Consider the following 24,522-nt stretch of genomic DNA (forward strand, 5'->3'; position numbering starts at 1 on the left):
TTACGCTTTATTTTACATATTTGTCAGGAATTATTAACTTCAATATCAAAATATAATATATGTGCGGAATTGTTGGATATATTGGACCTAGAAAAGCCTACCCAATTATAATAGAAGGTTTGAAACGATTAGAGTACCGAGGATATGATAGTGCTGGAATTGCATTATTTGACGGTAAAGATTTAAAAGTTTCAAAAACTAAAGGTAAAGTTGCCGATTTAGAGGCACAAGTTGAAAAAGAGATCACAACCAGTGGTAACGTTGGAATTGGACACACAAGATGGGCTACCCATGGCGTTCCAAATGACGTCAATTCACACCCTCACGTTTCAAACTCAGGTAATCTAGTGATTATCCATAACGGAATCATTGAAAATTACGAATCGTTAAAACTTGAATTGATCTCGAGAGGATACACATTTAAATCTGATACTGATACTGAAGTACTTGTAAACTTAATTGAAGAAATTCAAAAACAAGACAACTTAAAACTAGGTAAAGCCGTTCAAGTGGCATTAAACCAAGTTATTGGTGCCTATGCCATTGCAGTTTTCGATAAAAATAAACCTGAAGAAATTGTTGTTGCGCGACTAGGCAGTCCTTTAGCTATTGGAATTGGAGATAATGATGATGAATTTTTTATCGCAAGTGATGCGTCTCCGTTTTTAGAATACACTAAAAATGCCGTGTATCTTGAAGATGAAGAAATGGCCATTATCAGATTCCATAAAGGCATTAAAATTAGAAAAATCAAGGATGATTCTGTAGTAGAAACCTTCGTTCAAGAATTACAGATTAACTTAGAACAAATTGAAAAAGGTGGTTTTGACCATTTCATGCTTAAAGAAATTCATGAACAACCTAAAGCCATTACCGATACCTATAGAGGACGTTTATTAAGAAACGAAGCCATAATTAAAATGGCAGGTGTTGAAGATAACATGAAAAAGTTTCTTAATGCCAATCGCATTATTATTGTGGCCTGTGGAACCTCATGGCATGCTGGTTTAGTTGCAGAATATATATTTGAAGATTTAGCACGTATACCTGTCGAAGTAGAATACGCTTCTGAATTTAGATACCGTAATCCTGTAATTAATGAAGACGATGTGGTTATCGCCATTTCACAATCGGGAGAAACGGCCGACACCTTAGCAGCCATAAAACTAGCTAGGTCAAAAGGAGCATTCGTTTTTGGTGTATGTAATGTCGTAGGCTCGTCTATAGCTCGAGAATCAGATGCAGGAGCCTATACGCATGCTGGCCCAGAAATTGGTGTAGCTTCTACAAAAGCTTTTACAACTCAAATTACCGTTTTAACTCTAATCGCTTTAAGACTTGCACGTGCTAAAGGTACAATTAGTAGTTCCGATTTTAGAACACATTTACTTGAATTAGAATTAATACCGAAAAAGGTTGAAAAAGCCTTAGAATCGGACGATAACATTAAAGCCATTTCTAAAATTTACAAAGACGCCAAAAACTTTTTGTACTTAGGTCGAGGCTATAATTTCCCAGTAGCTCTTGAAGGCGCTTTAAAACTAAAAGAAATTTCATATATACATGCTGAAGGGTATCCTGCTGCCGAAATGAAGCACGGTCCTATTGCATTAATTGATGAAAATATGCCTATCGCTGTAATTGCTACTAAAAAAGGACATTACGAGAAAGTGGTAAGTAACATTCAAGAAATTAAATCCCGAAAAGGAAAAATTATTGGTATCGTAACGGAAGGTGATACCCAAGTTAGAGGCTTAGCTGATCATGTGATTGAAGTTCCTGAAACTTTAGAATCACTTTCTCCATTACTTACTACGATTCCTTTACAACTCCTATCGTACCACATTGCTGTAATGCTAGATAAAAATGTTGATCAACCACGAAATTTAGCAAAATCAGTTACTGTTGAATAAACAATAACGTAAATAACATTATTTAAAAATGCCATGATTTCAATAAATCATGGCATTTTTCTGTTTAAAAGTGTTTATTTCACAAAAAAACCATCTTTTTTTTACGATATTTTATTATGCATACATAGATTTTTATATTTTTAACAATGAACATTATTTCGTTCTTTTACTGATTATTATTTTTAACCTAAACTAAACAAACTAAATGAAAAAAATTCTCCCACTAATTTTGCTGTTTATTTGTGGCTTGACCTACGGACAAACAATCATTTCAGGAACGGTAGTTGATGATGGTAATTTACCAATTCCCGGCGCTAACATCATTGTGGTTGGTGCCGCTGTTGGTACCGTTACCGATTTTGATGGTAAATTTATTTTAAACTACTCTCAAGACCCACCCTTCTCCATTCAAGCCAGCAGCGTTGGATTTGAAACAGTTACTAAAACAGTTAATACAAATAATGAAACTATTAATTTCGTATTGACAGAAGGAACCGCTTTAGATGAAGTTGTCATATCAGCTTCAAGAACTCCTGAACGTATTTTCGAATCTCCTGTGACAGTCGAACGCATCGGCCTAAAAGAGATTAAAAGTACTGCTTCAGCAGATTTCTATGACGGATTAGAAAACTTAAAGGGTGTGGACGTCAACACTAACTCACTAACTTTTAAATCTGTCAACACAAGGGGTTTCGCTACTTTTTCAAACAACAGATTTATGCAACTTGTAGATGGTATGGATAACTCTACACCAGCCCTTAACTTCCCTATTGGTAACTTAGTTGGTATGACAGAAACCGATGTACTAAGTGTCGAACTTCTCCCAGGAGCATCTTCGGCTTTATACGGAGCAAACGCCTTTAACGGTATTCTATTTATGCGCAGTAAAAACCCATTCGAATATCAAGGATTAAGTGCTTCACTTAAAAGAGGAGTTACTTCTCAAGAAGCTGCTGGTACAAATCCTTATACAGATTTAAGCATACGAGCCGCTCATAAGTTTAGCGAAAAATTTGCAGCTAAAGTTAATTTTGGATACTTAGAAGGTACAGATTGGGCAGCCACTAGTGAAGTAGACAGGAACATGGAAGGAGGCACTAGAGAAACCGATCTAAACTATAACGGTATTAACATTTATGGTGATGAAGTATCTCAAAACCTAAAACAAGTTGCTATTTTATTAGAATCGGCAATCAATCCTGCAACTGGGCAACCTTATTTACCAGCTGGTGCAAGCACTTTAGCTCCTTCTGTACAGGTAAGTAGAACAGGTTATAATGAAAAATATCTTACCAGTAATGAGGCTAAGAGCATAAAGGCTGACTGGGGCTTATACTACCGTCCGTTTGAAAATGACTTTGAGGTTTCATACGTCGGAAAAGTGGGAACAGGTTCAACCATTTACCAAGGATTAAACCGTTACTACATTGACAACTTTTTTCAAGAACAACATAAAATTGAATTACGCAATAGAAATTTTTTCCTAAGAAGTTATGTGGTTGCTGATAAAGCAGGTGATTCATACGATATGGTTTTCACAGGTATCAATATTAATAGAGCATGGAAACCAGATTTAAACTGGTTTGCAGAATATGCTGGAACTTATGTTTTATCTACTTTAGGTGGTGCTAACGATGCCCAAGCACATGCTGCTGCACGTGCTCAGGCAGAAACAGGAAGGTTTGAACCAGGTACACCAGAATATATAGAAGCTTTTAATAGAAGTATAAATGACCCCGATTTATTAACAGGATCAAAATTTCAAGATGCTTCAAAATATTATCATACCGATGGGAATTATAATTTTAGCGAAATCATAAAATTTGCTGAAATTCAAGTGGGTGGTTCTTTTAGACAGTATAGTCTAAATTCTTTCGGTACCATATATACCGATTACGACGGCCCTATTGATTATTACGAATATGGCATGTATACACAAATTCAAAAAGATCTAGAATTAAATGAAAGTCTAGATCTGAAACTAACAGGATCTGTTCGTTATGATAAATCCGAGTTTTTCGACGGTTTCTTCTCTCCAAGAATATCGGCTGGTTTAACTTTAAACAAAAACCACAACTTCCGAGCTTCTGTTCAAACGGGGTTTAGAAACCCTACCACTCAGGATTTATTTATTGGTCTAGATGCTAATCGCGCCGTATTAATAGGTTCTGCCCCAACAAACTTAGACCGCTATTCTGGTGATTATAATGTTAGTGGAAGCGGACAAATAGCAGGACAACCAAGTACCATCACGCAAACAGGTGCTGCTGCATACCATAACTCCTACTCTGAAAATTCGGTGTTAGCTTATCAAGCTTCAGGTGATGTTAACGACCTGGTGGTTTCTAATCCAGATATAATCAAGCCTGAACAGGTGACCTCTGCTGAAATTGGATATCGTGGTAAACATAAAGGCTTTATTATAGATTTTAACGCCTACTTCAATAGCTACAAAAATTTTATCGCACAAGAGTACGTGATATCGCCTTTATACGGTCAAGCAGGTGATAATTCACTGTCTATAGACGCACTTAATCGCGGTGATGATGTAACCTACAACGCTTATACGAATTCTAAAGCAGCCGTAAAATCGTATGGTGCTTCTATTGGTGTATCTACAAAAGTATTTGGTAATTTCGATTTAGGCGCCAACTACACCTTTGCTAAATTAGATTTCGACGAGGAGAAATATCCAGACTTCACTACAAATTTCAACACGCCAGAACATAAATTCAAAGCGACTTTTGGAAACACTAATGTTTTTAAAAATCTTGGTTTTAATATCGCTTATCGTTTTAGTGATGATTATTATTGGGAATCAACTTTCGGAAACGGACTAATTCCACAATACCACGTGGTAGATGCCCAGGTAAACTATACAATTCCTAGCTTTAAATCGACGTTTAAATTAGGAGCCACTAACTTACTAGGAGACGAATACTACACGGCTTACGGAACTGGATTTATAGGCTCTATGTATTACATCTCATGGACTATTAACAACTTATAAACTTACTATTATGATTAAATCTAAATATATAGGAATAATTTTAGCCGTTTTGAGCATTTCGGCTTGCAATTCTCCAGAAGATGTGGTTCCTCCAGTAAACGAGGAAACCCTCCCTGAATTAACCTCTGGCAATGCCAATTTTTCAAAATATGTAGCCGTAGGTGCTTCACTTACGGCTGGTTATACAGACTTAGGGTTATTTATTGCAGGACAAGAAAATTCATTCCCAAACATGTTAGCCTCACAATTCAAAAAAGTTGGAGGTGGTGATTTTTTACAACCACTAGTTAAAGATGACACAGGAGGTATTTTAGTTAGCGGCACGCCTGTTCGTGGATACCGATTAACATTTAACAGCGAGATTCCTGGTCCGCAACCTTTAAATGAATTTTTAGAAGGAATAGGCAAACCTGTACCACCAATTACTACAGAAGCAGGAATTAATATTGGTAGTGACTTTAATAATTTTGGTATTCCAGGTTCCAAAAGTTTTCATTTAATTACGCCAGGATATGCCGGTGCTAACCCATATTATGCTAGAATAGCTTCTGCCCCCACTGCGACGGTTATTGATGATGCCGTTGCACAACAACCTACATTTTTCACTTTATCTGAAGTTGGGGCAAACGATGTTTTAGGTTATGCGCTATCTGGAGGCGACGGCTCAAACCCTATCACAGATCCTGCAACTTTTAGCGCATCTTTAGAAGTTTTAATAAGCAAACTCACAGCAAACGGTGCAAAAGGAGCCATAGCAAATGTACCAAGTATTACAAGTGTTTCTAATTTCACTACCGTAACACATAACCCCGTTCCATTGGATCAATCTACAGCGGATTTACTTAATAGTATGAACGGCTATGGCGCTTATAACGCTGGAATTACCCAAGCATACGCGTATTTAGTAGCTAATACCCCATTAACTCAAGAAATGGCCGATGCTGAGATTGCTGAACGGACAATCTCCTTTTCTGCTGGTCCAAATAATGCTTTGGTTATTATTGATGAAGATTTAAGGGATCTAACAGCCTTGAACCCCGCTTTAATCAATTTAAGACAAGCTACAGCAGATGACTTAATTTTACTTACAGCATCATCTGAGATTCCTAAAGGTATAGGCGTATCGACCCCAATGGGTGATAAATTTGTACTGACACCAGAAGAACAAACCGAAATTAACGATGCTACTATGGCCTACAACACCAGTATTGAAGCTATGGCAAAATCAAATGGTTTAGCTTTAGCCGATTTAAAAAGTGTTTTGGATGAAGCTTCTACCAATGGAATTGCCTTTGATGATTTTGTTCTAAATACAGATTTAGTCTTTGGAGGGCTCGTAAGTTTAGACGGTATCCATTTAACAGCACGAGGGTATGCCTTAATGGCAAATACCTTTTTAAAAGCTATTGATACTACATATGGGTCTAATTTTGAAGCTTCAGGAAACTTAATGAAAGCTGTAGATTTCCCAATTTCATATTCTCCAACGCTGCATGAAGAAGATCTGAATTAAATTTAAGACCTTTTAGATTAACCCCAAAAAAAGCTCTAATACGTATCGTATTAGAGCTTTTTTTTAAAACAAGAAGTTTTATAATTTATATTATTAGAAGACCCACTATATCATAAATCTGATTAATGATGTATAAGCTCTAACAACAAAAAAAAACACTCTATAAAAGAGTGCTTTTTTTAGTATCTCAAAGTTGCTACTTTTAAAGTGAAGCAACATTTTTACTATAATCTACTTCTTTGGCTACACCGTCTACCCAGTGAATCCATTTGCCGACTTTTTTACCATTATCATAATTAGCTGAAACAATTTTTTTGCCTTCAGTGTCAAAACTTAACCAAACTCCCTGTAATTTACCATCTACTGTGTAAGACCCTGTTTGGCTTACAACACCATTGTCATGATAATAAACAACATCGATTAAATTGGTTTCTTTATTAAGTTTTAATTCCCTCTTTTGTTGCGCAAAAGAAACCACTGTCATTAACAAAGCGAAAAATATTAAAATTGATTTCTTCATAATTATGGGGTTTTAATGTTATAATACAAATATACGATATTATTAACATTTAGACAATCTTTACGTAACATTAATTTAACATTGAAACCATAACCAGTTGTTTGTAAATTATTTACAAAAACCCATTAACATAAGTTTATTAATAATTACATAATATTTAAGTTACATTGAAATGAACTATAAAAGGGATATTTGCCATGTCTTAAGACAAAATAGTATTTCATATAATTTATTAGTTTTTGTCGACTACATTATTATGATTTCTAGGAAGACTGCCCTGGCCAAGGCAGTCTTTACTGTTTCTAATATTAACATTTACATAACATTGGGTTAACATTAGAGTTAGTTCTTTGCCGCCGACAAAAACTAATTTTAATGAATACTAAACATCCCCTACTAGGGGTAGCGTTTCTTGTATGCACATTTTTGAATGCACAAGAAATTAAGACAGGCACATTCGGAAAAGGCATTTTCAATATTACAGGAAAGGATAGTACTTTTACGATGAAATTCGCAGTACGCTTCCAACTCCTAGGCTTTTCAAGTTGGAAAGAAAACCAACCAGCTGATCTAAATTTTTTAGTGAGACGTTCTAGACTAAAGCTAGATGGTTTTGTGTATTCCCCTAAATTAAAATATAAATTTGAAGCCGGCTTCTCCAACAGAGACATGTCTGGAGGTTCCGATGATTTTACTCATGGTTCTCCTAGGTTTATTATGGATGCCTATGTAGACTGGAACTTCTACAAAAATATGATCCTTCGCGTCGGACAAGGAAAGCTCCCAGGAAATAGAGAACGTATTATTTCTTCAGCAAATCTCCAACTGGTAGACCGCTCATTATTAAATGGCAAGTTTAATATTGATAGAGATATTGGTTTTCAGCTAAAACATTTTTTTAATCCTTTTGGAAATGTCGTGTTTCGTGAAATATTATCCATTTCGTTAGGAGAAGGACGAAACGTTACCACCGGAAATTTAGGTGGCCTTCAATATGTTGGTGGTGTCGAAATATTACCTTTCGGAAATTTTAAAAATAAAGGCGATTATAAAGGGGCTGATTTAGAACGAGAGCCCACACCTAAACTCGCGATTGCCGCAAGTTATGAATTTAACCATGATGCGGTTAGAACCAGAAGTAACCAAGGAAGTTATATGTTTATTGACAATAACAATGCTCTCTATAAAACAAATATAAACACGGTATTTGTAGACGCCATGTTTAAATTTAGAGGCTTTTCTTTTATGTTTGAATATGCCGATCGTACTGCCGACGATCCTTTTGCTAAAAATACTGATGGTAGTCTAACAGGAGACATCGTAGAAGCAGGGAACGCTCTAAATTTCCAATCTGGTTATTTATTTCCCTCAAATTGGGAAGTCGCAGGACGCTATACTGACTTAAATATGAGCGCTTTTACTATGCAAAACTCTAAAGATATGTATACCTTAGGGGTTTCAAAATATATTGTTGGGCATAAATTAAAAATTCAAAGTGATTTAAGTTACATAAAAACCTTCGGTGGAACCAATGAAATCCTAGCAAGATTACAAATGGAAGTACACTTCTAAAACATAACAATTAGGTAACACAACACACATTTATACTCATGATATTTGCAAACTTATTTCAATTAAATACTATGGATAACATCTATTTGTACATGATTATCGCATTAGCCATTTTAGCCATTGCTGATTTGGTTGTTGGGGTTAGTAATGACGCAGTAAACTTTTTAAATTCGGCGATTGGATCTAAAGCCATTTCGTTTAAAACCATCATGATTGTTGCCAGTTTAGGCGTAGCAGTTGGAGCCGTTTTCTCCAGCGGAATGATGGAAGTGGCAAGAAAAGGCATATTTAATCCAGGGGAATTCATGTTTGACGAAATCATGATAATATTTCTCGCCGTCATGATAACCGACATACTCCTATTAGACTTTTTCAATTCTATAGGTATGCCAACATCGACTACGGTGTCTATTGTATTTGAACTTTTAGGTGCTGCAGTGGCCATTGCCCTTATAAAAATTGGCCATGACGGTGGAAGTTTTTCTGATGTTATCACTTATATAAACACCTCTAAAGCCACACAAATTATTTTTGGCATCCTACTCTCGGTAGTCGTCGCGTTTTCAGTGGGTGCCTTTGTCCAATGGTTTTCAAGACTTCTATTATCCTATAACTTCGAAAAGAAGGCTAATTGGGTAGGTGCTTTATTTGGTGGATTTGCATTAACGGCAATTACCTATTTTATATTTATGAAGGGACTGAAAGGTACTTCATATGCGAGTCAGTCATTCGATATTTTTGGTGGTGATACTATGAGTCACTTTTTAGAAACACAAGTAGTTTCTATAGTGCTAGCTAACTTTGCTTTTTGGTCTTTACTATCTTATGCCTTAATTATATTTCTAAAATCAAATATTTACAAATTAGTTATTGTAGCAGGAACGTTTGCTTTAGCTTTAGCGTTTGCAGGTAACGACCTTGTAAACTTTATAGGTGTTCCTGTAGCTGCTTATAATGCCTTTACCGCATGGTCCAGCTCCGGTGTTCCAGCTAGTGAATTTTCAATGGGCATTCTAGCTCAAAAGGTTCCAACAAACAACTGGCTTCTTTTTTTAGCAGGTATGATTATGGTTTTAACGCTTTGGTTTTCAACAAAAGCTAAAAATGTTGTAAAAACTTCTTTAGATCTTTCTAGCCAAAGTGAAACAAAAGAACGCTTTCAACCAAACTTCTTATCTCGAATTTTTGTAAGAACTGCGGTATTAATGTCACAGATTTTCGGCTACATGCTTCCAAAATCATGGCAAGAAAAAATTGATAAGCAATTTGAGGCCCCTGTAATTAACGTTTCAAAAGATAAAAAAATTGAATTACCAGCTTTCGATTTAGTTAGAGCTGCAGTAAACCTTATGGTCGCTGCTGTACTTATTTCGATTGCAACATCATATAAATTACCGCTTTCTACAACATATGTAACTTTTATGGTAGCCATGGGTAGTTCCTTAGCCGATCGTGCTTGGGGTGCAGAAAGTGCAGTTTATAGAGTTGCGGGAGTAATCAATGTTATAGGTGGTTGGTTTTTTACGGCCTTTAGTGCCTTTACAGCTGCTGCTCTTGTAGCTTACTTACTAAATTTGAATATTGGTTTAATGTTTCCAATTTTATTACTAGTAGCCTTGGCTCTATTAATAAGAAGCTCTATAGTACACAACAAAAAATCAAAAGAGCTAAGAGCTGAAGATAGCTTAATAAAAGCAGAAAGCAGCTCTATCCAAGGTGTTATTCACGAAAGCGCTAATAACATTGCCAACGTGGTTAAACGTGGTAACAAAATTTATACAAATTCTATAAACGGATTGGCTAAGCAAGATTTAGTCATGCTGAAAAAGAACAACAAACAAATTGTTAAATTATCACAAGAAGTAGAAGGCCTGCGAGATAATATTTTCTACTTTATTAAAAACTTAGACGATTCAAGTATTGGTGCCAGTGATTTTTACATAAATATTTTAGGTTATCTACAAGATATGACACAGTCATTAGAATATATTTCTAAAGCGGTTCATAAGCACGTTAATAACAATCATAAAAAATTAAAATTCAATCAGATTAAAGAGTTGAAGGAGGTTGATGTTATTTTAGAACAACTTTTCAATGATACTAAAGAGGCTTTTGAAACTCAATCCTTCAGTAAGATTTCGCATATATTAACAAGTAAAGAACCTTTATTTAAATTGCTTACTGAAAAAATTCATAAGCAAGTAGAACGCACAAGAACAGAAGAATCTAGTCCGAAAAACACAACCTTATATTTTAGTTTATTATTAGAAACTAAGGATTTGTTATCGGCAACAATGAGTCTTTTAGAAGAATACGACCATGCACATGACGATTCGGTTAAACCAGCTAAAATAGCTGAAACCAATACGGTTCAAACGATTAAAATTAAAGATGAGGAAGAATAAGTCTTAATCCTCATTACCGACTAAACAGCCATAAAACACTTGTTTTATGGCTGTTTTTTTTGATGTCATAAATCGTGTTTCCTAAAAAACCCGCAATATTTTCGCTCAGCTCATTAAAACTTATACCTTTGTTGGCAATAAAAACAAAAAACAAATAATTTTATGATTTCAAACAACGCGTATTTTAACGACAATGTAAAATCTTTAGGTTACACGACTTCAGAAGGTAACTCAACTTTAGGGGTTATGAACCCAGGTGAATATGAGTTTGCTACCTCTAAGCATGAAACTATGCGAGTTATCGAAGGCGAAATGGTTGTTAAATTACCAAACGCTACAGACTGGGCTACTTTTAGTGCGGGAGAAGCTTATGAAATTGACGCAAACGAAAAATTTCAGGTTAAAGTATCTTCACAAACTTCATACTTGTGTACCTACAAATAATCGTTTAAACGCATAAATTTTAGTTCTTCGTAATCTATATAGTTTTTTTGTACGTAAATGCATTAAACAAAAACTATAATTATGAAGAAAATTTCGATTTTACTACTCGCAGGCCTAACGTTATCATGTGTATCTAAAAAAAAGTATCTGGCTTTAGAACATGAGAATGGGGAAATAAGAAGCGAATTACAAAAAACGAAAGTTGAAAAAGAGGATTTAGAGGCGAAATTTGCCAGAATTGAGGAGCGTGTAGAAACCTACAACTCTAAAATCTCATCTTTACAAGCCGAAAATGACACAAAACTTGATGTTGTAGAAAACGGAACTGTCATTTCTAATGATGCTAAAATTAAAATGCGTGAAACATTAACACATGTGGATGCTGAAAAATTAAGTCAAGCGAAAACACTTAAAGATTCTATGAATTTAGCTGTGGCTTATAACCTTGAAAAAGTAATTAACTCTTCAGAATTAGATGACGAAGAAGATTTTGGTGTGAGTATTGACGGCACTGTGGTTATGATTTCTATTGCAGACGACATGCTTTTTAACACAGCTAGTTACAGATTAAGCTCTAAAGCAGATCCTATCTTAAAAAAATTAGCTGATGTTATTAACTCTGAAGAAAGTTTAGATGTTATGGTTGAAGGTCATACAGACTCAAGAACCATCAATACAGATCATATCGCAGATAACTGGGACTTAAGTGTATTAAGAGCCACATCGGTAGTTAGAAAGCTACAAGACAAATATAATGTAGCTCCAGAAAAACTGATCGCTTCAGGTAGAAGTAGCTATCAACCAATTGTAGATAATGATAGTTCTGACAACCGTGCGAAAAACAGAAGAACACGAATTATCATTCTTCCGAATATTGACAAGTTTTTTGCTTTAATGGCTGATGAAAGTTAATTTATAGCACTTCCACAATAATGTATAAAACAAATACGAGCTGCCTTTGGGCGGCTCGTTTTGTTTTTATATAACTCGGTGTATTATACTTTGAGTCAAAAAAAATCGCCTAAAACATGCGTTTTAGACGATTTAATATTTAAAAGATTAACTTATAAAGTTAAGACGTTTAACCTTCACAGCTTGCACATTCTTTCTTCTGTTTAAACTTTTGTGCAGCATTCATACTATGCTGGTAATACAATGATTTAAGCCCTAATTTCCATGCCGTAACATAAATGTTATTTATATCTTTTACAGGCATATCTGGATGCACAATAATATTAACCGACTGTCCTTGGTCGATATGGTTTTGACGATTAGCAGCTTGATATACAATAACCAACTGATCGATTTCAGAATAAGTTTTAAACACATCACGCTCGTGTTCTGTAAGGAAATCTAAATGTTGTACCGAACCATCGTAATCGCGGATACTACGCCAAACTTCAGGTGTATTTTTACCTTTCTCTTCTAGCAATTGCTCTAAGAATGGATTTTTAATCGTGGTTTTAATCTTAGCGATATCTTTCACATAGATATTAGACCAGATTGGCTCGATACCTTGTGATACTTGTCCTAAAATAAAGGCTGAAGATGTCGTTGGTGCGATCGCGTTTAATGTCGCGTTTCTTCTTCCGTAGCCCTTTAAAACTTCCGGCTCGCCATATAACTCAGCTAATTCTTCTGAAGCTTTATAAGACTTCTCTTGAATTAACTTAAAAATCTCACTGTTTAAACTATATGCCTCTTCACTATCAAATGAGTACATTTTAGACTGTAATAAAGAATGCCATCCTAAAACACCTAAACCTAAAGCACGGTTAGATTTCGCGAAGTTATAAGCACGTTCCATAAACATGAACGTTTGTCTATCCTCTAAGTCTGAAGAATCTCTGTACTCCTCTAATTTCTGAACAAATTCTGTAATTACAGCATCTAAGAAATACACCATTGTTTCAACAGCATCGGTATCTTTCCACTTATCGTAGTGCAATACATTTACTGAAGATAATACACAAACGAATGACCACTGATCATTTGAAGGTAACATAATTTCAGTACATAAATTAGAAGCTACTATTTTATGATCATTTTCTTTATAAACTTCTGGAGCTTGATTGTTAGCATGATCTTTAAAGAATATATACGGGTAACCTATTTCACCACGACGCTGAATCACTTTTGCCCAAATAGAACGTTTATCAACATCACCATCAATCATTTCCTGCATCCATTTATCGGTTACAGAAACACCATGAGTAAGTTCTTGGATTGAGTTTCCTTCGGTGCCAATTTCTAAAAACTCTTTAATATCTGGATGCTCTACAGGTAAATACGGAGAGAAACGCCCTCTACGAACAGAACCTTGACTAACCACATCCACCATTTTTTCAAAAAGTTGCATAATGTGTACCGCACCAGATGAAACGCCATTATTTTTTACCGGTGCCCCACGGTGACGTAAATTACCAAAATAACCAGAGGTTCCTCCTCCTAATTTTGACATCATACCTACTTCCGATTGGGTATAAAGGATATTCCCCATATCATCGGCGATATTCGAACCAAAACAACTAATAGGTAAACCACGTTTTTTACCGAAGTTAGACCATACTGGCGAAGCTAAAGAGAAAAAACCCTCCGCCATATATTTATAAAACTTATCAGCATAACCATCAATTTGTAGAATCTCTTCTGCACGATTCGCAATTTCACGAATACGTTCTTCAGGGGTAGTCCCATCGGTTAAGTAACCCGATTCTAAAAATTTTCGACTGTTTTCAGTTAACCATTTAAATTCAGGAGCGTCTTCCTGTTGCGTTGCTTTTTTAATTTGTTCTTTACGAGCATTTACTAATTCGTCGTAGTTCGTAGATTTTTCGGTTTTAGATTCTTGGAGGTTCGTTTGTACTTTCATAATTAAAATAGGTCATCGCTGGTTATACTTTTTGTTCTTTTACTATAGTTGATTGAGCGTTTCACAAAGAAATCGCCGTGTTTGGTACCTATAATTTCATCATCAAACCATTCGGTTTCTGCTACTAATTTTTCGTTCACAGTAAACACCTTACCTATACCAATACTTTCTAGTGAGTTATTAAAACGATTTTTAATAAACTCGTTTATAACATCTTTTGGAAGAAAATCTAACTCGCCTTCTTCAAAAATCCAATCGATGATATCGCTTTCGGCTTCAAAAGCTTCTTTACAAATGATTTGGATTTTTTCGTTGTATTCTTCTCCAAACCATTTCGGGTTTTCTTTCTTTATAATATTTATAACATCAATTCCGAAATCGCCATGAATTTGCTCTTCTTTTGATGTTGCTTCTACCACATTCGATATACCCTTCAGCATGTTTTTATGCTTATTGAAGGCCATAATAATTAAAAACTGAGAGAATAGCGAAACATGCTCGATAAATAAAGAAAACAACAAAATAGATTCAGCATACTCCTGAATATTTTCACTTTTAGAATTTTTAAGTGCCGTTTCTAAATAGTGTACACGACGCATAATTACCGGCTTCTTTTTTATAGATTTAAATTCAGAATTTAATCCTAAAATCTCAAGAAGGTGAGAATATGCATCATGATGACGCACTTCACTTTCGGCAAAAGTAGCTCCAACCGAACCAATTTCAGGTTTTGGCATTTTTTGATAAATATCGCCCCAGAATGTTTTTACAGCAACTTCAATTTGTGAAATGGCTAACATGGTATTCTTTATAGCCGATTTTTCAACTGAACTTAGTCCGGTTTTAAAATCTTGAATATCACTTGTGAAATTAAATTCACTATGGATCCAATATGAATGTCTAATAGCATTTACATATTCATATAAATCAGGATATTCATAAGGCTTTAAATTGATACGTTTTTCAAAAATATTTGTTTGACGCTTTCTATTTTGTTCGTCACGATATAATATATAAGCCTTTGCTGCATCATGGAAGGCACTACCCATCAATTTATCTTCAACAATATCTTGAACTTGCTCTACAGTTGGCACGTAGCGTGCATCTAAAGCTTTTCGAGCCAAAAGGCCTTCGAACACTTTGTTTGAAATGTCTTCTGCATCTTCACGAGTGCCGTGATTTACAGAAAGCATTGCCTTTTCAATGGCATTTGTGATCTTTTCCAACACAAAAGGGGTTGTGTCGTAATCGCGTTTAATAATGTGGGTAATCTCCATGGTTGTGGCGCTGATTTAGATTATTTAATTAATATAGCAACTAACATTCCCGAATAACGACTTTAAATCCACCTCATTCGCTATAAAGCCCATTGAGTAAAAAGACTTCTTTAAAGCTAAGATTTATTAAAAAAGGTATTCGGTGATTTCAAAATACATTTTTAACAAGTTTATTAACAGGCTAAAAAAAGGATTCTATTCTTGTATTTTGAGCAGAACAAAGATTGTAAAATGATTGATATGTTTTAACAAAAAAGAAGAAAGCTTTTCAACAAGTTTTTAACAAACATTGAAAACACTAAAAATCAATAAGTTTACACAAAAAACCACTTAAAACGCTATAAATGTGTGTTTTACAAGTTTTAAAACTTCAAAAAGTTTACAAAAAAATTTAATGATTTTTACAGTTAAAACCCTTAATTTAAAGGGGTTTTAAGCGTTATTAACAGATAAATTAGAAAGCTACATAGACGCAGCAACCTTCTCTAATTCGATATACCAGTCTATTCCAAATTTACGAATCAGACCTTCCTTTACAAATTTATAGATAGGCACTTGCAACTCCTGACCAAGGGCACAGGCATCGTCACAAATTTGCCATTTATGATAATTAACTGCCGAAAATTCGGAGTAATCCTGAACTCTTACAGGATACAAATGACAAGACACAGGCTTTTTCCAAGTGATCTCTCCTTGATTATAGGCTTCCTCAATAGCACAAAGCGCCACATTTTTGTCATCAAAAATAACATAAGCACAATCTGCGCCATCAATTAACGTGGTTTCTAAATCACCATCTTCAGTTTCGGTATAAGTACCTTGTTCCTCAATAGCGTCAATACCTGCTTGTCGCAAAAAAGGCTTAACCTTCGGATAAATATCATCCAGAATTTTAGCTTCCTCAGCATCTAGAGGTGCACCAGCATCCCCATCTATACAACAAGCACCTTTACAAGCCGACAGATTGCATAAAAAATCCTTCTTTACTACATCTTCTGAGACAATAGTTTTCCCTAACTGAAACATAAAAATCACCTATTAAAATCGTGGGCAAAAATAAACAAACTTTAGCGTAAACTTTTAAGATTATTCGGCAATAATGGTATATTTTTGCCGAAAATTCAAAATTACCTGAAAAACAGATTTTTAATTTAGAATTTTCTTAAAAGAATATAAAATACAAAACTAAAAAAACCAAGTGTTATTACTAGGTTAACAATTTAATACCTATGGAACTAAAATTCAATTTTAAAGAAATATTTACAGCATTCATGATTTTATTCGCTGTAATTGATATTGTTGGAAACATTCCCATTGTTATCGATTTGCGAAAAAAGGCTGGACAGATTCAAAGTGAGAAAGCCTCGATTATTGCTGGAGTCATATTAATTATGTTCCTATTTCTAGGAAAAAGCATTTTAAACCTTATTGGTATCGATGTCAATTCGTTTGCTGTTGCTGGTTCATTTATCCTATTTTTTATTGCCTTAGAAATGATTTTAGGTATCACACTTTACAAACAAGAAGAACACGATGCCATGACAACAGCTGTTTTCCCTTTAGCATTCCCGCTTATTGCAGGACCAGGAAGTTTAACCACCTTACTATCCTTACGTGCTGAGTTCGCTACCGAAAATATCATAATTGCGGTATTATTAAATGTTATCATTATCTTTATCGTGCTTAAAACATCAGCTAAGATCGAACGTTTAATAGGACAGAACGGTATCAACATCATTAGAAAAGTATTTGGTGTGGTGCTACTAGCCATTGCCGTAAAACTATTTGCCCACAACATTAAAGCGTTGTTTGAGCTTATTTAAAAATTTATTTACCAATGAAAATTTTCACCATTATACTAAGCATCATTGCTTTAGGCTTAATCATTTTTAATTGTACGCAATTGGATTTTAACGCACCGTTTGAAGGCGAAAGCATGATTGCTATAATTACCATTGTTGCATCACTTTGTGTTATTGTTATGATGGCCATTTTACGTACTTCAAAACGCATCGAACAAAAAGTAAAAAACAGAAAATAATGTACGATGCCCTTATTATTGGTGGTGGCGCTGCAGGTTTATCTTGCACTTTAGTTTTAGGTTCTGCAAAAAACAAGGCTTTTGCTAGCGATAAAAAGATTGGTATCATCGTACACCAAAAAACATCACATTTACAAACAGCCCTATTCAATAATGTTTTAGGACTAACCCCAGGAACCACTGGGGAAAGTATTTTAGAAGACGGCAAAAATCAACTCGCGAACTTATACCCGCACGTTGAGCAAATAGACCACGAAAAGGTTTTAAGCATCACCAAACAAGACGATACTTATAGCGTAACCACAAACAGAAACACATACCTCACCAAAATAGGGGTTATCGCGGTAGGTTACACTAACTTTATGACCATTGAAGGCTTGGAGCCTTATATTGAAGCCCATCCTAGAGCTGCAGCCGAAAAAAATCGTATCTGGCTAAAAAATACCGATCACCTTATTGAAGAAAACCTATATGTGGCTGGCACTTTAGCAGGTTGGCGCAGTCAGTTTGCCATAGCTTCAGGAAGTGGCGCTCATGTGGCTACCGAAATTTTAACCATTTGGAATGATGGTAAACATGTGAAGGTGCATGATAAGGTTGCGGGGTAATCTCGAATTCAAATAATTTAACTCTAGAATCTTTGTCATTTTCAGGATGTTTTACAGCATGAACCTTCAAGCAAAAGCAAACTAACGTCTACCCTACTCTCCGCTTTCAAAGTCTGCATCCTCAACATCATCAACAACTTCACCACGACTCAAGCGCACCACCTCTTCAATCATGATATCGGTTTGATTGTACACTTCTTCAAAAGCCCCATTCCCGTAAAGCTGATCGGCTAAAGTTGCTTTAATGTATTGCTTCACCTCATCATGATAAGCCACGAAAGTCACTTTAGAATCGGAACGCAGATTTAAATAATCCTGAAAAGCAAAAACGAGGTCATCACCCACTTCAAAATTATCAATAAATTCACGCCTTGAAACACCATCGTAGAGATGACGGTCTTTTTCAAGTTCTTCAAACACAAAGTTTCCAAAAAACCCACGACGCAATAAAAAGGAAAGGGTTTCATTTTGCATGCTGCTATCAATGGGCACAAAAACATCGGGGATGATACCGCCGCCGCCGTACACAATTTTTCCGCCTGGGGTTTCAAATTTTAAGGAATCGTCGACATGAATTTTCTCAGGATCTAAAAGCTCACCACTGGTAATTCTATCAAAATACTCATCATAATAATCTTTATTACCCTGATCGTAAGGCCGCTGAATAGAACGCCCCGTAGGCGTATAATATCTAGAAACCGTTAATCGCACCGCAGAACCATCACCCAAATCCATTTCACGTTGCACCAATCCCTTACCATAAGATCGACGACCCACAATGGTACCTATATCGTTATCCTGCAAAGCTCCTGCTACAATCTCACTTGCCGAAGCAGAGTTTTCATCAATCATAACATAAACTTTACCGTTTTCAAAGTCCCCTTTGCTGGTTGCAAAACTCTCCTCGATATCGCCGCGCTTGTTTTTAGTAAACAAAATAAGCTTATCATCCTCTAAAAACTCATCAGCAATCTGCTCGGCAATCCCCAAAAAGCCTCCAGGGTTTCCTCTTAAGTCTAAAGCAATCTCGGTAGCTCCCAAAGCCTCGAGCTCTTGAATGCCTTTTCGGAATTCTTTATAGGTAGACTCAGCAAAGCGATTCACCTTAATATAGCCTAGCTTGTCGGTAAGCATGTAATAAGCATCCACACTATTTATAGGAATATGATCGCGTTTTACCGAGAATTTTAATAGTTCGGGTTCGCCGCGTCGATACACCGTTAAATTCACTTTAGAATTTATAGGTCCTTTAAGTTTTTTAACCAAAGCGCCATCTTCAATATTTTTCCCAAACAAGGTATCGCCATCTGCAAAAATAATACGGTCGCCACCTTTAATCCCAGCCTTCGCACTTGGTCCGCCTTCAATGGCACGAATCACCGCAATCGAATCTTTATAGGTATAAAAACTCACACCAATACCCACAAAATCACCTTTCATTTCTTCGGCAACTCGCTGCATGTCTTCCTTGGGAATATATACGGAATGCGGATCTAAATTCTCAAGAATTCCGTTCACAGTAACATCAACAATACTATCGGTATTGACATCATCCACATAATCGTATTCAATATAATCAATGAGTCTGTTAAGCTTATCTTTCTTGCTATTGGTAGTAAATAAACGGTCTGGCGAATCTCTAAAGCTTAATTTTCCGCCAATAAAAATACCCGCCGCAATTGCAGCACCTATAAATAAGGGAAGGTATTTTTTTTGAAAAGCCATAAAACGTTATGCTTTTAAATCTTCTATTCTTTTAAGTTTTATACCCGCTTTTTCTAAGAATTTCAATCCGGAATCATCCTTATAAGCTTGGTGATACACCACTTTTATAATGCCTGCTTGATGTATAAGTTTACTACACTCTTTGCATGGCGACATGGTAATATACAGGGTTGCACCTTTACACGATTGTGTTGAAGCCGCTACTTTTAGAATGGCATTGGCCTCAGCATGTAACACATACCATTTTGTGTAACCTTCATCGTCTTCGCAAAAATTTTCAAATCCGGAAGGTGTTCCATTATATCCGTCGGAAATAATCATTCTATCTTTCACGATAATCGCTCCTACTTGTCGGCGATTACAATACGATAATTTACCCCACTCCTGAGCAATGCGCAAATACGCTTTGTCGTACTTTAATTGTTTGTGTTCTGGCATTAAAAATTATAATCATTAGGGCGTTACCCTCATTTCAAGTCCTCGTTAAAACGGGAACCTTACTACAATTCGGGTCAGGCTTTACGCTGCAATCTTTTGCTGAAAAAAGCAAAAGGATTTCCACTGCAATCCTTAACGCAAATTCACGTTCGAACTCTAATCCATTCTGATTAACGAAGATAGGTGCTTCGTATTTTAATTACAACGTAAGCCCGTTAAATTTTAAGAATAATTTAAGCATATTCAGCCTTTAACTGAAAGACAGGAATAAGTAAAGTCTGTTTTTAAGCTAAAAAATCGCTATTCAAGATCATAGGAATAACTAAACCTACAACAATAGCCGAAATAACCATCACCCAATCACGCTTAGAAAACCTAAAAATCGTTTGTACTAAATAACCTAAAAATAAGACTAAAAACACGATAATCACTTGGGCGATTTCAATACCCAAAGCAAACTCAAAAAGCAGCAATAATTTACTATCAGAATCCCCCAAAAGGATTCTAAACTCTCTAGCAAACCCTAATCCGTGGATTAATCCAAAAAATAAGGTCGACAAAAACAAGACACCAACCTTTTCTTTTTGCGCTCCTTTTCCAGCGGTAAACACATTAAAAAGTGCAATGATTAAAATAGTTATAGGAATTAAAAACTCCACAATGGAAGCATTAATACTTACCACCCCATAGCTTGCCAATATTAAAGACAAAGTATGCCCTAAAGTAAACATGGTTACCAAAAGCAATACACGTTTCCAATCTTTAAACAAATACGGCACAGCCAATACGATTAAAAACAAAACATGATCGTAAGCATTAATATCAAGCACATGGTTGATACCATATTCCACGTGAAACCAGAAATTTTCAAGCATAATTATAACAATTTGGGTGGTTCAAAGATATACAATTAATTATATTTTAAACGGAGTTGCGACAACATCTCCTCTGTGATATCATCTAAAGAAAATTGATGTTTCCATTTCCAATCTTGCCTCGCATAGGAGTCGTTAATACTTTTTGGCCAACTGTTGGCGATATCCTGCCTGTAATCGGGTTTATAAGATATTTCAAACTCAGGAATTTGCTTTTTTATGGATTCAGTAATATCCTCTGGCGTAAAACTTACTGCCGCCAAATTATAGGAAGAACGGATTTTAATATCTTCAGCTTTAGCTTGCATGATATCTACAGTAGCTTTAATGGCATCATCCATAAACATCATAGGCAATTCACTTTCATCTTTTAAAAAACATTGATAAGATTTGTTTTTTATGGCTTCATGGTAGATCTCTACAGCATAATCGGTAGTTCCACCTCCTGGCAAGGTTTTCCAACTGATAATACCCGGGTAACGCAAACTTCTCACATCAACCTGATATTTATTGAAATAATATTCACACCAGCGCTCCCCAACTTGTTTGGTCATCCCATAAACCGTTGTAGGCTCCATAATGGTATATTGTGGCGTGTATTCTTTAGGGGTTGTCGGTCCAAAAACAGCGATACTAGAAGGCCAAAACACTTTTTTTATAAAATTATCCTTGGCTAAGTTTAACACATGAAATAACGAGGTCATGTTTAAGTCCCAGGCTTCCATAGGATATTTTTCCCCTGTTGCACTTAACATCGCGGCCATTAAATAAACGGTATCAATATTAAACTTTTCAACACAAGTTTTTACACTTGCATAATCTTTGGCATCAACAATTTCGAACAGTCCTGAATTAACAATATCTAAGTTACTATAACTTATATCACTAGCGACCACATTTTCATCGCCGTAAATGCTTCGCAACTTAAAAGTTAATTCTGATCCAATTTGCCCACAGGCACCAATAATTAGTATTTTAGAGCTCAATATTCAAGGTGTTTATAAAGAATTTTCAAAAATAATAAGTTTTCGTTAAAAATAATCTACAAAAAGATCGAAATATTCTTAATTTGCTATCCAGCTATGTTATTATAAAATCAACTATTCCTATATCTTTGTAGCCTATTGTCTCAAAATGAAAATGATGCGTAATAAATTTTTATGGTTAGTCGGCATAAGTATCCTACTTTGGAATTGTAAAAAAGATCCCGATCAAACAGCAGCAACCGAAACTGAAGTCGATAACAGTAAACTCATTTCTGAAAACGACATTAAAAGTTTCGATTACACCGAGTTTTCCATAGACAATAAAGTACAAGCTCAAATTAAGGATTGGACCGAGTATTATAAACTTCAAGATGTTATCGAGAAGGTAAAGGCTAGCGACTTACACTTTTTTAAGGATAATGAAAAAACAATAAAAGACGCTTTTAAAGAGTTGAAAGCAACCATTCCTGGCACTATAAAATCTCCTTCAATTGAGGCGCGTATTTTGGTTGTAGAAACTAAATTTTATAAACTGGAAAGTTTGTTTAATCTGGGCACCACTAGCGAAAAGGAGCTAGAGGCCAGTGTTGAGGAAGTATTGGTAGCTTTTTCGAATTTAAACCTTCAAATGAATAAAAAAGCAGAGTTTGACGCCATCAACATTGTAAAACCTCAATAAACATTTCTCGTTTTAAGCGCAACATCTAGGATTAAGGATTCATAAAAAACCTTAATTTAAATTGTTTTTTCTACGGCATGACATGAGTTTCGCCTTCTCAAATTAATCTGATTAAAAGTCAGCCACACCCCTGTTAAACACCTACCTCAACACTATAACCGTGTTAACCAATAGTTTATCTCCAATTATATTAGGAATTCCAAATTAAATACATTATATTTAGGATTACCAAAAAATCTAACTACTATGGGGATAAAGAGTTTTATAGGCGCAAGAAAGCGTACTGGCACCACCACAACACCATCATTAACCGTAAGCGATTATATGAGCCGTAATTTAATTACATTCCGGCCAGACCAAACGATCGAAAGCGTGATGCAATCATTAATAAAAAATAGAATATCTGGTGGCCCAGTTGTAAACAGAAAAAATGAACTTGTTGGCATTATTTCTGAAGGTGATTGCATTAAACAAATTAGCGAAAGCCGTTACTACAACATGCCTTTACAAGATCAGACGATTGAAAAACACATGATTTCTGAAGTTGAAACCATAGACGGCAATATGAATATTTTCGATGCCGCTAAGAAATTTTTAGAATCGAAGCGCCGTAGGTTCCCAATTATTGAAAAAGGCAAACTCGTTGGACAAATAAGTCAGAAAGACATCCTAAAAGCCGCTATGACTATGAAAGGTCAGACGTGGAAATAATATTATAATTTTACACACTGCAATTTATTTAAAGCTTTTAGCTCTTTTTTGGCTGAAGGCTTTTTTTTGATTTACCCCTCTCGTTTTACAAGTGCATAAAAATCGTTTTCCAAAGGCAAATACCCTTGATCGTAGACGAAATAATATACCGTATTCGCTTTAGTCCTATAAATACTCGTGAAATAATTAAAGTCGAATCCGGCTTCGATAAGTTTGGCTCGTGAGGTTTTGGTTTTCTGGTTCGGGTTTAGGCTTTCTAAAATGCGGTAGTTTTTACGTAGGCGATTATTGGTATTACGAATGAGGTTTTTGCTATCCTTATTCACGCGATTGTTATACGCGTTTCTACAGGCGTCACAGCAAAATTTCTTATCGATACGTCCAACAATTTTATCGCCGCATTCTAAACATTTCTTATCCATTAATCGGGTTTTATAATATTGAATCTAACCACCTTTGCTTGTGTTTTATGGTGGATTTCTAATGGTTTTTTCACAATAGATTACCAACTAGAATTTCCCCAAGCTTAAAACTAAGCAAACCAAAAAACACGCCAAAAGCCATCCAGTACATGCGGTGGTTTTTATTATAACCAAGACTGCTCGTTTCAATTAACTTTCCATTTTCAAAAAGTTGGATATTAATGTCACTTTTGGCCAATAATCTGGCTGTAGATTTCAATATATAATTTTTGGAATTCATTTCGAATTTATGTTCAGTTCCAGATATTGAAAATTTACTTGAAACTTTCTTACCGTTTATTAAAACATGCTCCAATCCGAGTACAGAATTTGTGAATTCTATTTTATTCGTGTTAATATTAAATTCAACGTATTTCATTTGTTTTAAGTTTTAATTCAAAATATTTTATTTCAAATCCCTTCCACACATTACCAAACATACAACAAAATCACATTGAAAGCAAAAACCTAC

General features: G+C 35.3%; 22 protein-coding genes. 12 read left to right on the forward strand and 10 right to left on the reverse strand.

Annotated features, from left to right (window positions below; all coding sequences use genetic code 11):
* Positions 1 to 59 precede the first annotated feature (59 nt).
* From glmS to JJL45_RS01255, 3 genes are all read left to right on the forward strand, one after another.
* Positions 60 to 1,913, forward strand: coding sequence for a glutamine--fructose-6-phosphate transaminase (isomerizing) (gene glmS / locus JJL45_RS01245; protein ID WP_068601260.1), 1,854 nt, complete (start codon positions 60 to 62; stop codon positions 1,911 to 1,913).
* 205 nt (positions 1,914 to 2,118) lie between these two features.
* On the forward strand, positions 2,119 to 4,923 hold the full coding sequence (locus JJL45_RS01250; protein ID WP_068601258.1) for a TonB-dependent receptor: 2,805 nt from the start codon (positions 2,119 to 2,121) through the stop codon (positions 4,921 to 4,923).
* A gap of 10 nt (positions 4,924 to 4,933) precedes the next feature.
* On the forward strand, positions 4,934 to 6,436 hold the full coding sequence (locus tag JJL45_RS01255) for an SGNH/GDSL hydrolase family protein (RefSeq protein WP_068601256.1): 1,503 nt from the start codon (positions 4,934 to 4,936) through the stop codon (positions 6,434 to 6,436).
* 202 nt (positions 6,437 to 6,638) lie between these two features.
* Here the strand turns inward: JJL45_RS01255 and JJL45_RS01260 are convergent, their stop codons facing one another.
* On the reverse strand, positions 6,639 to 6,956 hold the full coding sequence (locus tag JJL45_RS01260) for a toxin-antitoxin system YwqK family antitoxin (protein WP_067144950.1): 318 nt from the start codon (positions 6,954 to 6,956) through the stop codon (positions 6,639 to 6,641).
* Between the two features lie 375 nt (positions 6,957 to 7,331).
* Between JJL45_RS01260 and JJL45_RS01265 the strand changes: the two genes are divergently transcribed.
* The 4 genes from JJL45_RS01265 (at position 7,332) to JJL45_RS01280 (ending at position 12,289) form a co-directional block, all read left to right on the forward strand.
* Entirely contained in the window at positions 7,332 to 8,528 is a 1,197-nt protein-coding gene (locus JJL45_RS01265) for a porin (protein WP_068601254.1), read from the forward strand.
* Between the two features lie 71 nt (positions 8,529 to 8,599).
* The gene (locus JJL45_RS01270; protein WP_068601251.1) at positions 8,600 to 10,933 is read left to right on the forward strand and encodes an inorganic phosphate transporter; all 2,334 of its coding nucleotides are present in this window, start codon (positions 8,600 to 8,602) and stop codon (positions 10,931 to 10,933) included.
* A gap of 162 nt (positions 10,934 to 11,095) precedes the next feature.
* Positions 11,096 to 11,377, forward strand: coding sequence for a pyrimidine/purine nucleoside phosphorylase (locus JJL45_RS01275; protein WP_068601249.1), 282 nt, complete (start codon positions 11,096 to 11,098; stop codon positions 11,375 to 11,377).
* 81 nt (positions 11,378 to 11,458) lie between these two features.
* Positions 11,459 to 12,289 carry a flagellar motor protein MotB gene (locus JJL45_RS01280; RefSeq protein WP_067144954.1) on the forward strand — a complete coding sequence of 277 codons (831 nt, stop codon included), beginning with the start codon at positions 11,459 to 11,461 and terminating at the stop codon, positions 12,287 to 12,289.
* 169 nt (positions 12,290 to 12,458) lie between these two features.
* On the opposite strand, the gene JJL45_RS01285 is transcribed toward JJL45_RS01280, so the two are convergent.
* From JJL45_RS01285 to JJL45_RS01295, 3 genes are all read right to left on the reverse strand, one after another.
* Positions 12,459 to 14,249: a ribonucleoside-diphosphate reductase subunit alpha gene (locus JJL45_RS01285; protein ID WP_068601247.1), complete on the reverse strand. Its 1,791-nt coding sequence runs from the start codon at positions 14,247 to 14,249 to the stop codon at positions 12,459 to 12,461.
* A gap of 2 nt (positions 14,250 to 14,251) precedes the next feature.
* Positions 14,252 to 15,526: a ribonucleotide-diphosphate reductase subunit beta gene (locus tag JJL45_RS01290; RefSeq protein ID WP_068601245.1), complete on the reverse strand. Its 1,275-nt coding sequence runs from the start codon at positions 15,524 to 15,526 to the stop codon at positions 14,252 to 14,254.
* Between the two features lie 462 nt (positions 15,527 to 15,988).
* Complete coding sequence (locus JJL45_RS01295; protein ID WP_068601244.1) at positions 15,989 to 16,552, reverse strand: DUF3109 family protein; 564 nt, start codon at positions 16,550 to 16,552, stop codon at positions 15,989 to 15,991.
* Between the two features lie 203 nt (positions 16,553 to 16,755).
* Here JJL45_RS01295 and JJL45_RS01300 point away from each other — a divergent pair, with 203 nt between their 5' ends.
* Genes JJL45_RS01300 through JJL45_RS01310 form a run of 3 tightly spaced genes read left to right on the forward strand, consistent with a single transcriptional unit; the run spans position 16,756 to position 18,175 of the window.
* A complete protein-coding gene (locus JJL45_RS01300; protein WP_067144958.1) occupies positions 16,756 to 17,349 on the forward strand; it encodes a MarC family protein in 594 nt (197 codons plus the stop codon).
* A gap of 14 nt (positions 17,350 to 17,363) precedes the next feature.
* Positions 17,364 to 17,567 (forward strand): hypothetical protein, encoded by a 204-nt coding sequence (locus JJL45_RS01305; RefSeq protein ID WP_068601242.1) that lies wholly within the window; start codon positions 17,364 to 17,366, stop codon positions 17,565 to 17,567.
* Positions 17,567 to 18,175 (forward strand): FAD-dependent oxidoreductase, encoded by a 609-nt coding sequence (locus JJL45_RS01310; protein WP_068601239.1) that lies wholly within the window; start codon positions 17,567 to 17,569, stop codon positions 18,173 to 18,175. The genes JJL45_RS01305 and JJL45_RS01310 overlap by 1 nt, the downstream gene beginning before the upstream one ends.
* Positions 18,176 to 18,268: 93 nt before the next feature.
* Here JJL45_RS01310 and JJL45_RS01315 read toward each other — a convergent pair whose 3' ends face one another.
* The 4 genes from JJL45_RS01315 to JJL45_RS01330 all read right to left on the reverse strand — a co-directional run bounded on the left by JJL45_RS01315 (position 18,269) and on the right by JJL45_RS01330 (position 22,199).
* Entirely contained in the window at positions 18,269 to 19,900 is a 1,632-nt protein-coding gene (locus JJL45_RS01315; RefSeq protein ID WP_068601237.1) for a S41 family peptidase, read from the reverse strand.
* 6 nt (positions 19,901 to 19,906) lie between these two features.
* On the reverse strand, positions 19,907 to 20,338 hold the full coding sequence (locus tag JJL45_RS01320; protein WP_068601235.1) for a deoxycytidylate deaminase: 432 nt from the start codon (positions 20,336 to 20,338) through the stop codon (positions 19,907 to 19,909).
* A 284-nt stretch (positions 20,339 to 20,622) separates the two neighbouring features.
* On the reverse strand, positions 20,623 to 21,213 hold the full coding sequence (locus JJL45_RS01325) for a HupE/UreJ family protein (protein ID WP_067144967.1): 591 nt from the start codon (positions 21,211 to 21,213) through the stop codon (positions 20,623 to 20,625).
* A 35-nt stretch (positions 21,214 to 21,248) separates the two neighbouring features.
* Positions 21,249 to 22,199, reverse strand: a complete 951-nt coding sequence (locus JJL45_RS01330) for an NAD-dependent epimerase/dehydratase family protein (protein ID WP_068601232.1) — start codon at positions 22,197 to 22,199, stop codon at positions 21,249 to 21,251.
* A 154-nt stretch (positions 22,200 to 22,353) separates the two neighbouring features.
* Here JJL45_RS01330 and JJL45_RS01335 point away from each other — a divergent pair, with 154 nt between their 5' ends.
* Both JJL45_RS01335 and JJL45_RS01340 read left to right on the forward strand, forming a co-directional pair.
* Positions 22,354 to 22,878, forward strand: a complete 525-nt coding sequence (locus tag JJL45_RS01335) for a hypothetical protein (protein ID WP_202664213.1) — start codon at positions 22,354 to 22,356, stop codon at positions 22,876 to 22,878.
* A 246-nt stretch (positions 22,879 to 23,124) separates the two neighbouring features.
* Positions 23,125 to 23,589: a CBS domain-containing protein gene (locus JJL45_RS01340; RefSeq protein WP_067144970.1), complete on the forward strand. Its 465-nt coding sequence runs from the start codon at positions 23,125 to 23,127 to the stop codon at positions 23,587 to 23,589.
* A 71-nt stretch (positions 23,590 to 23,660) separates the two neighbouring features.
* On the opposite strand, the gene JJL45_RS01345 is transcribed toward JJL45_RS01340, so the two are convergent.
* Together JJL45_RS01345 and JJL45_RS01350 are read right to left on the reverse strand one after the other, a co-directional pair.
* Positions 23,661 to 24,011 (reverse strand): hypothetical protein, encoded by a 351-nt coding sequence (locus JJL45_RS01345; protein ID WP_068601228.1) that lies wholly within the window; start codon positions 24,009 to 24,011, stop codon positions 23,661 to 23,663.
* A gap of 70 nt (positions 24,012 to 24,081) precedes the next feature.
* On the reverse strand, positions 24,082 to 24,429 hold the full coding sequence (locus JJL45_RS01350) for a hypothetical protein (protein WP_068601226.1): 348 nt from the start codon (positions 24,427 to 24,429) through the stop codon (positions 24,082 to 24,084).
* Positions 24,430 to 24,522: the final 93 nt, after the last annotated feature.

Origin of the sequence: Tamlana sp. s12 (assembly GCF_016767215.1) — a bacterium.
Classification (GTDB): Bacteria; Bacteroidota; Bacteroidia; order Flavobacteriales; family Flavobacteriaceae; genus Pseudotamlana; species Pseudotamlana agarivorans.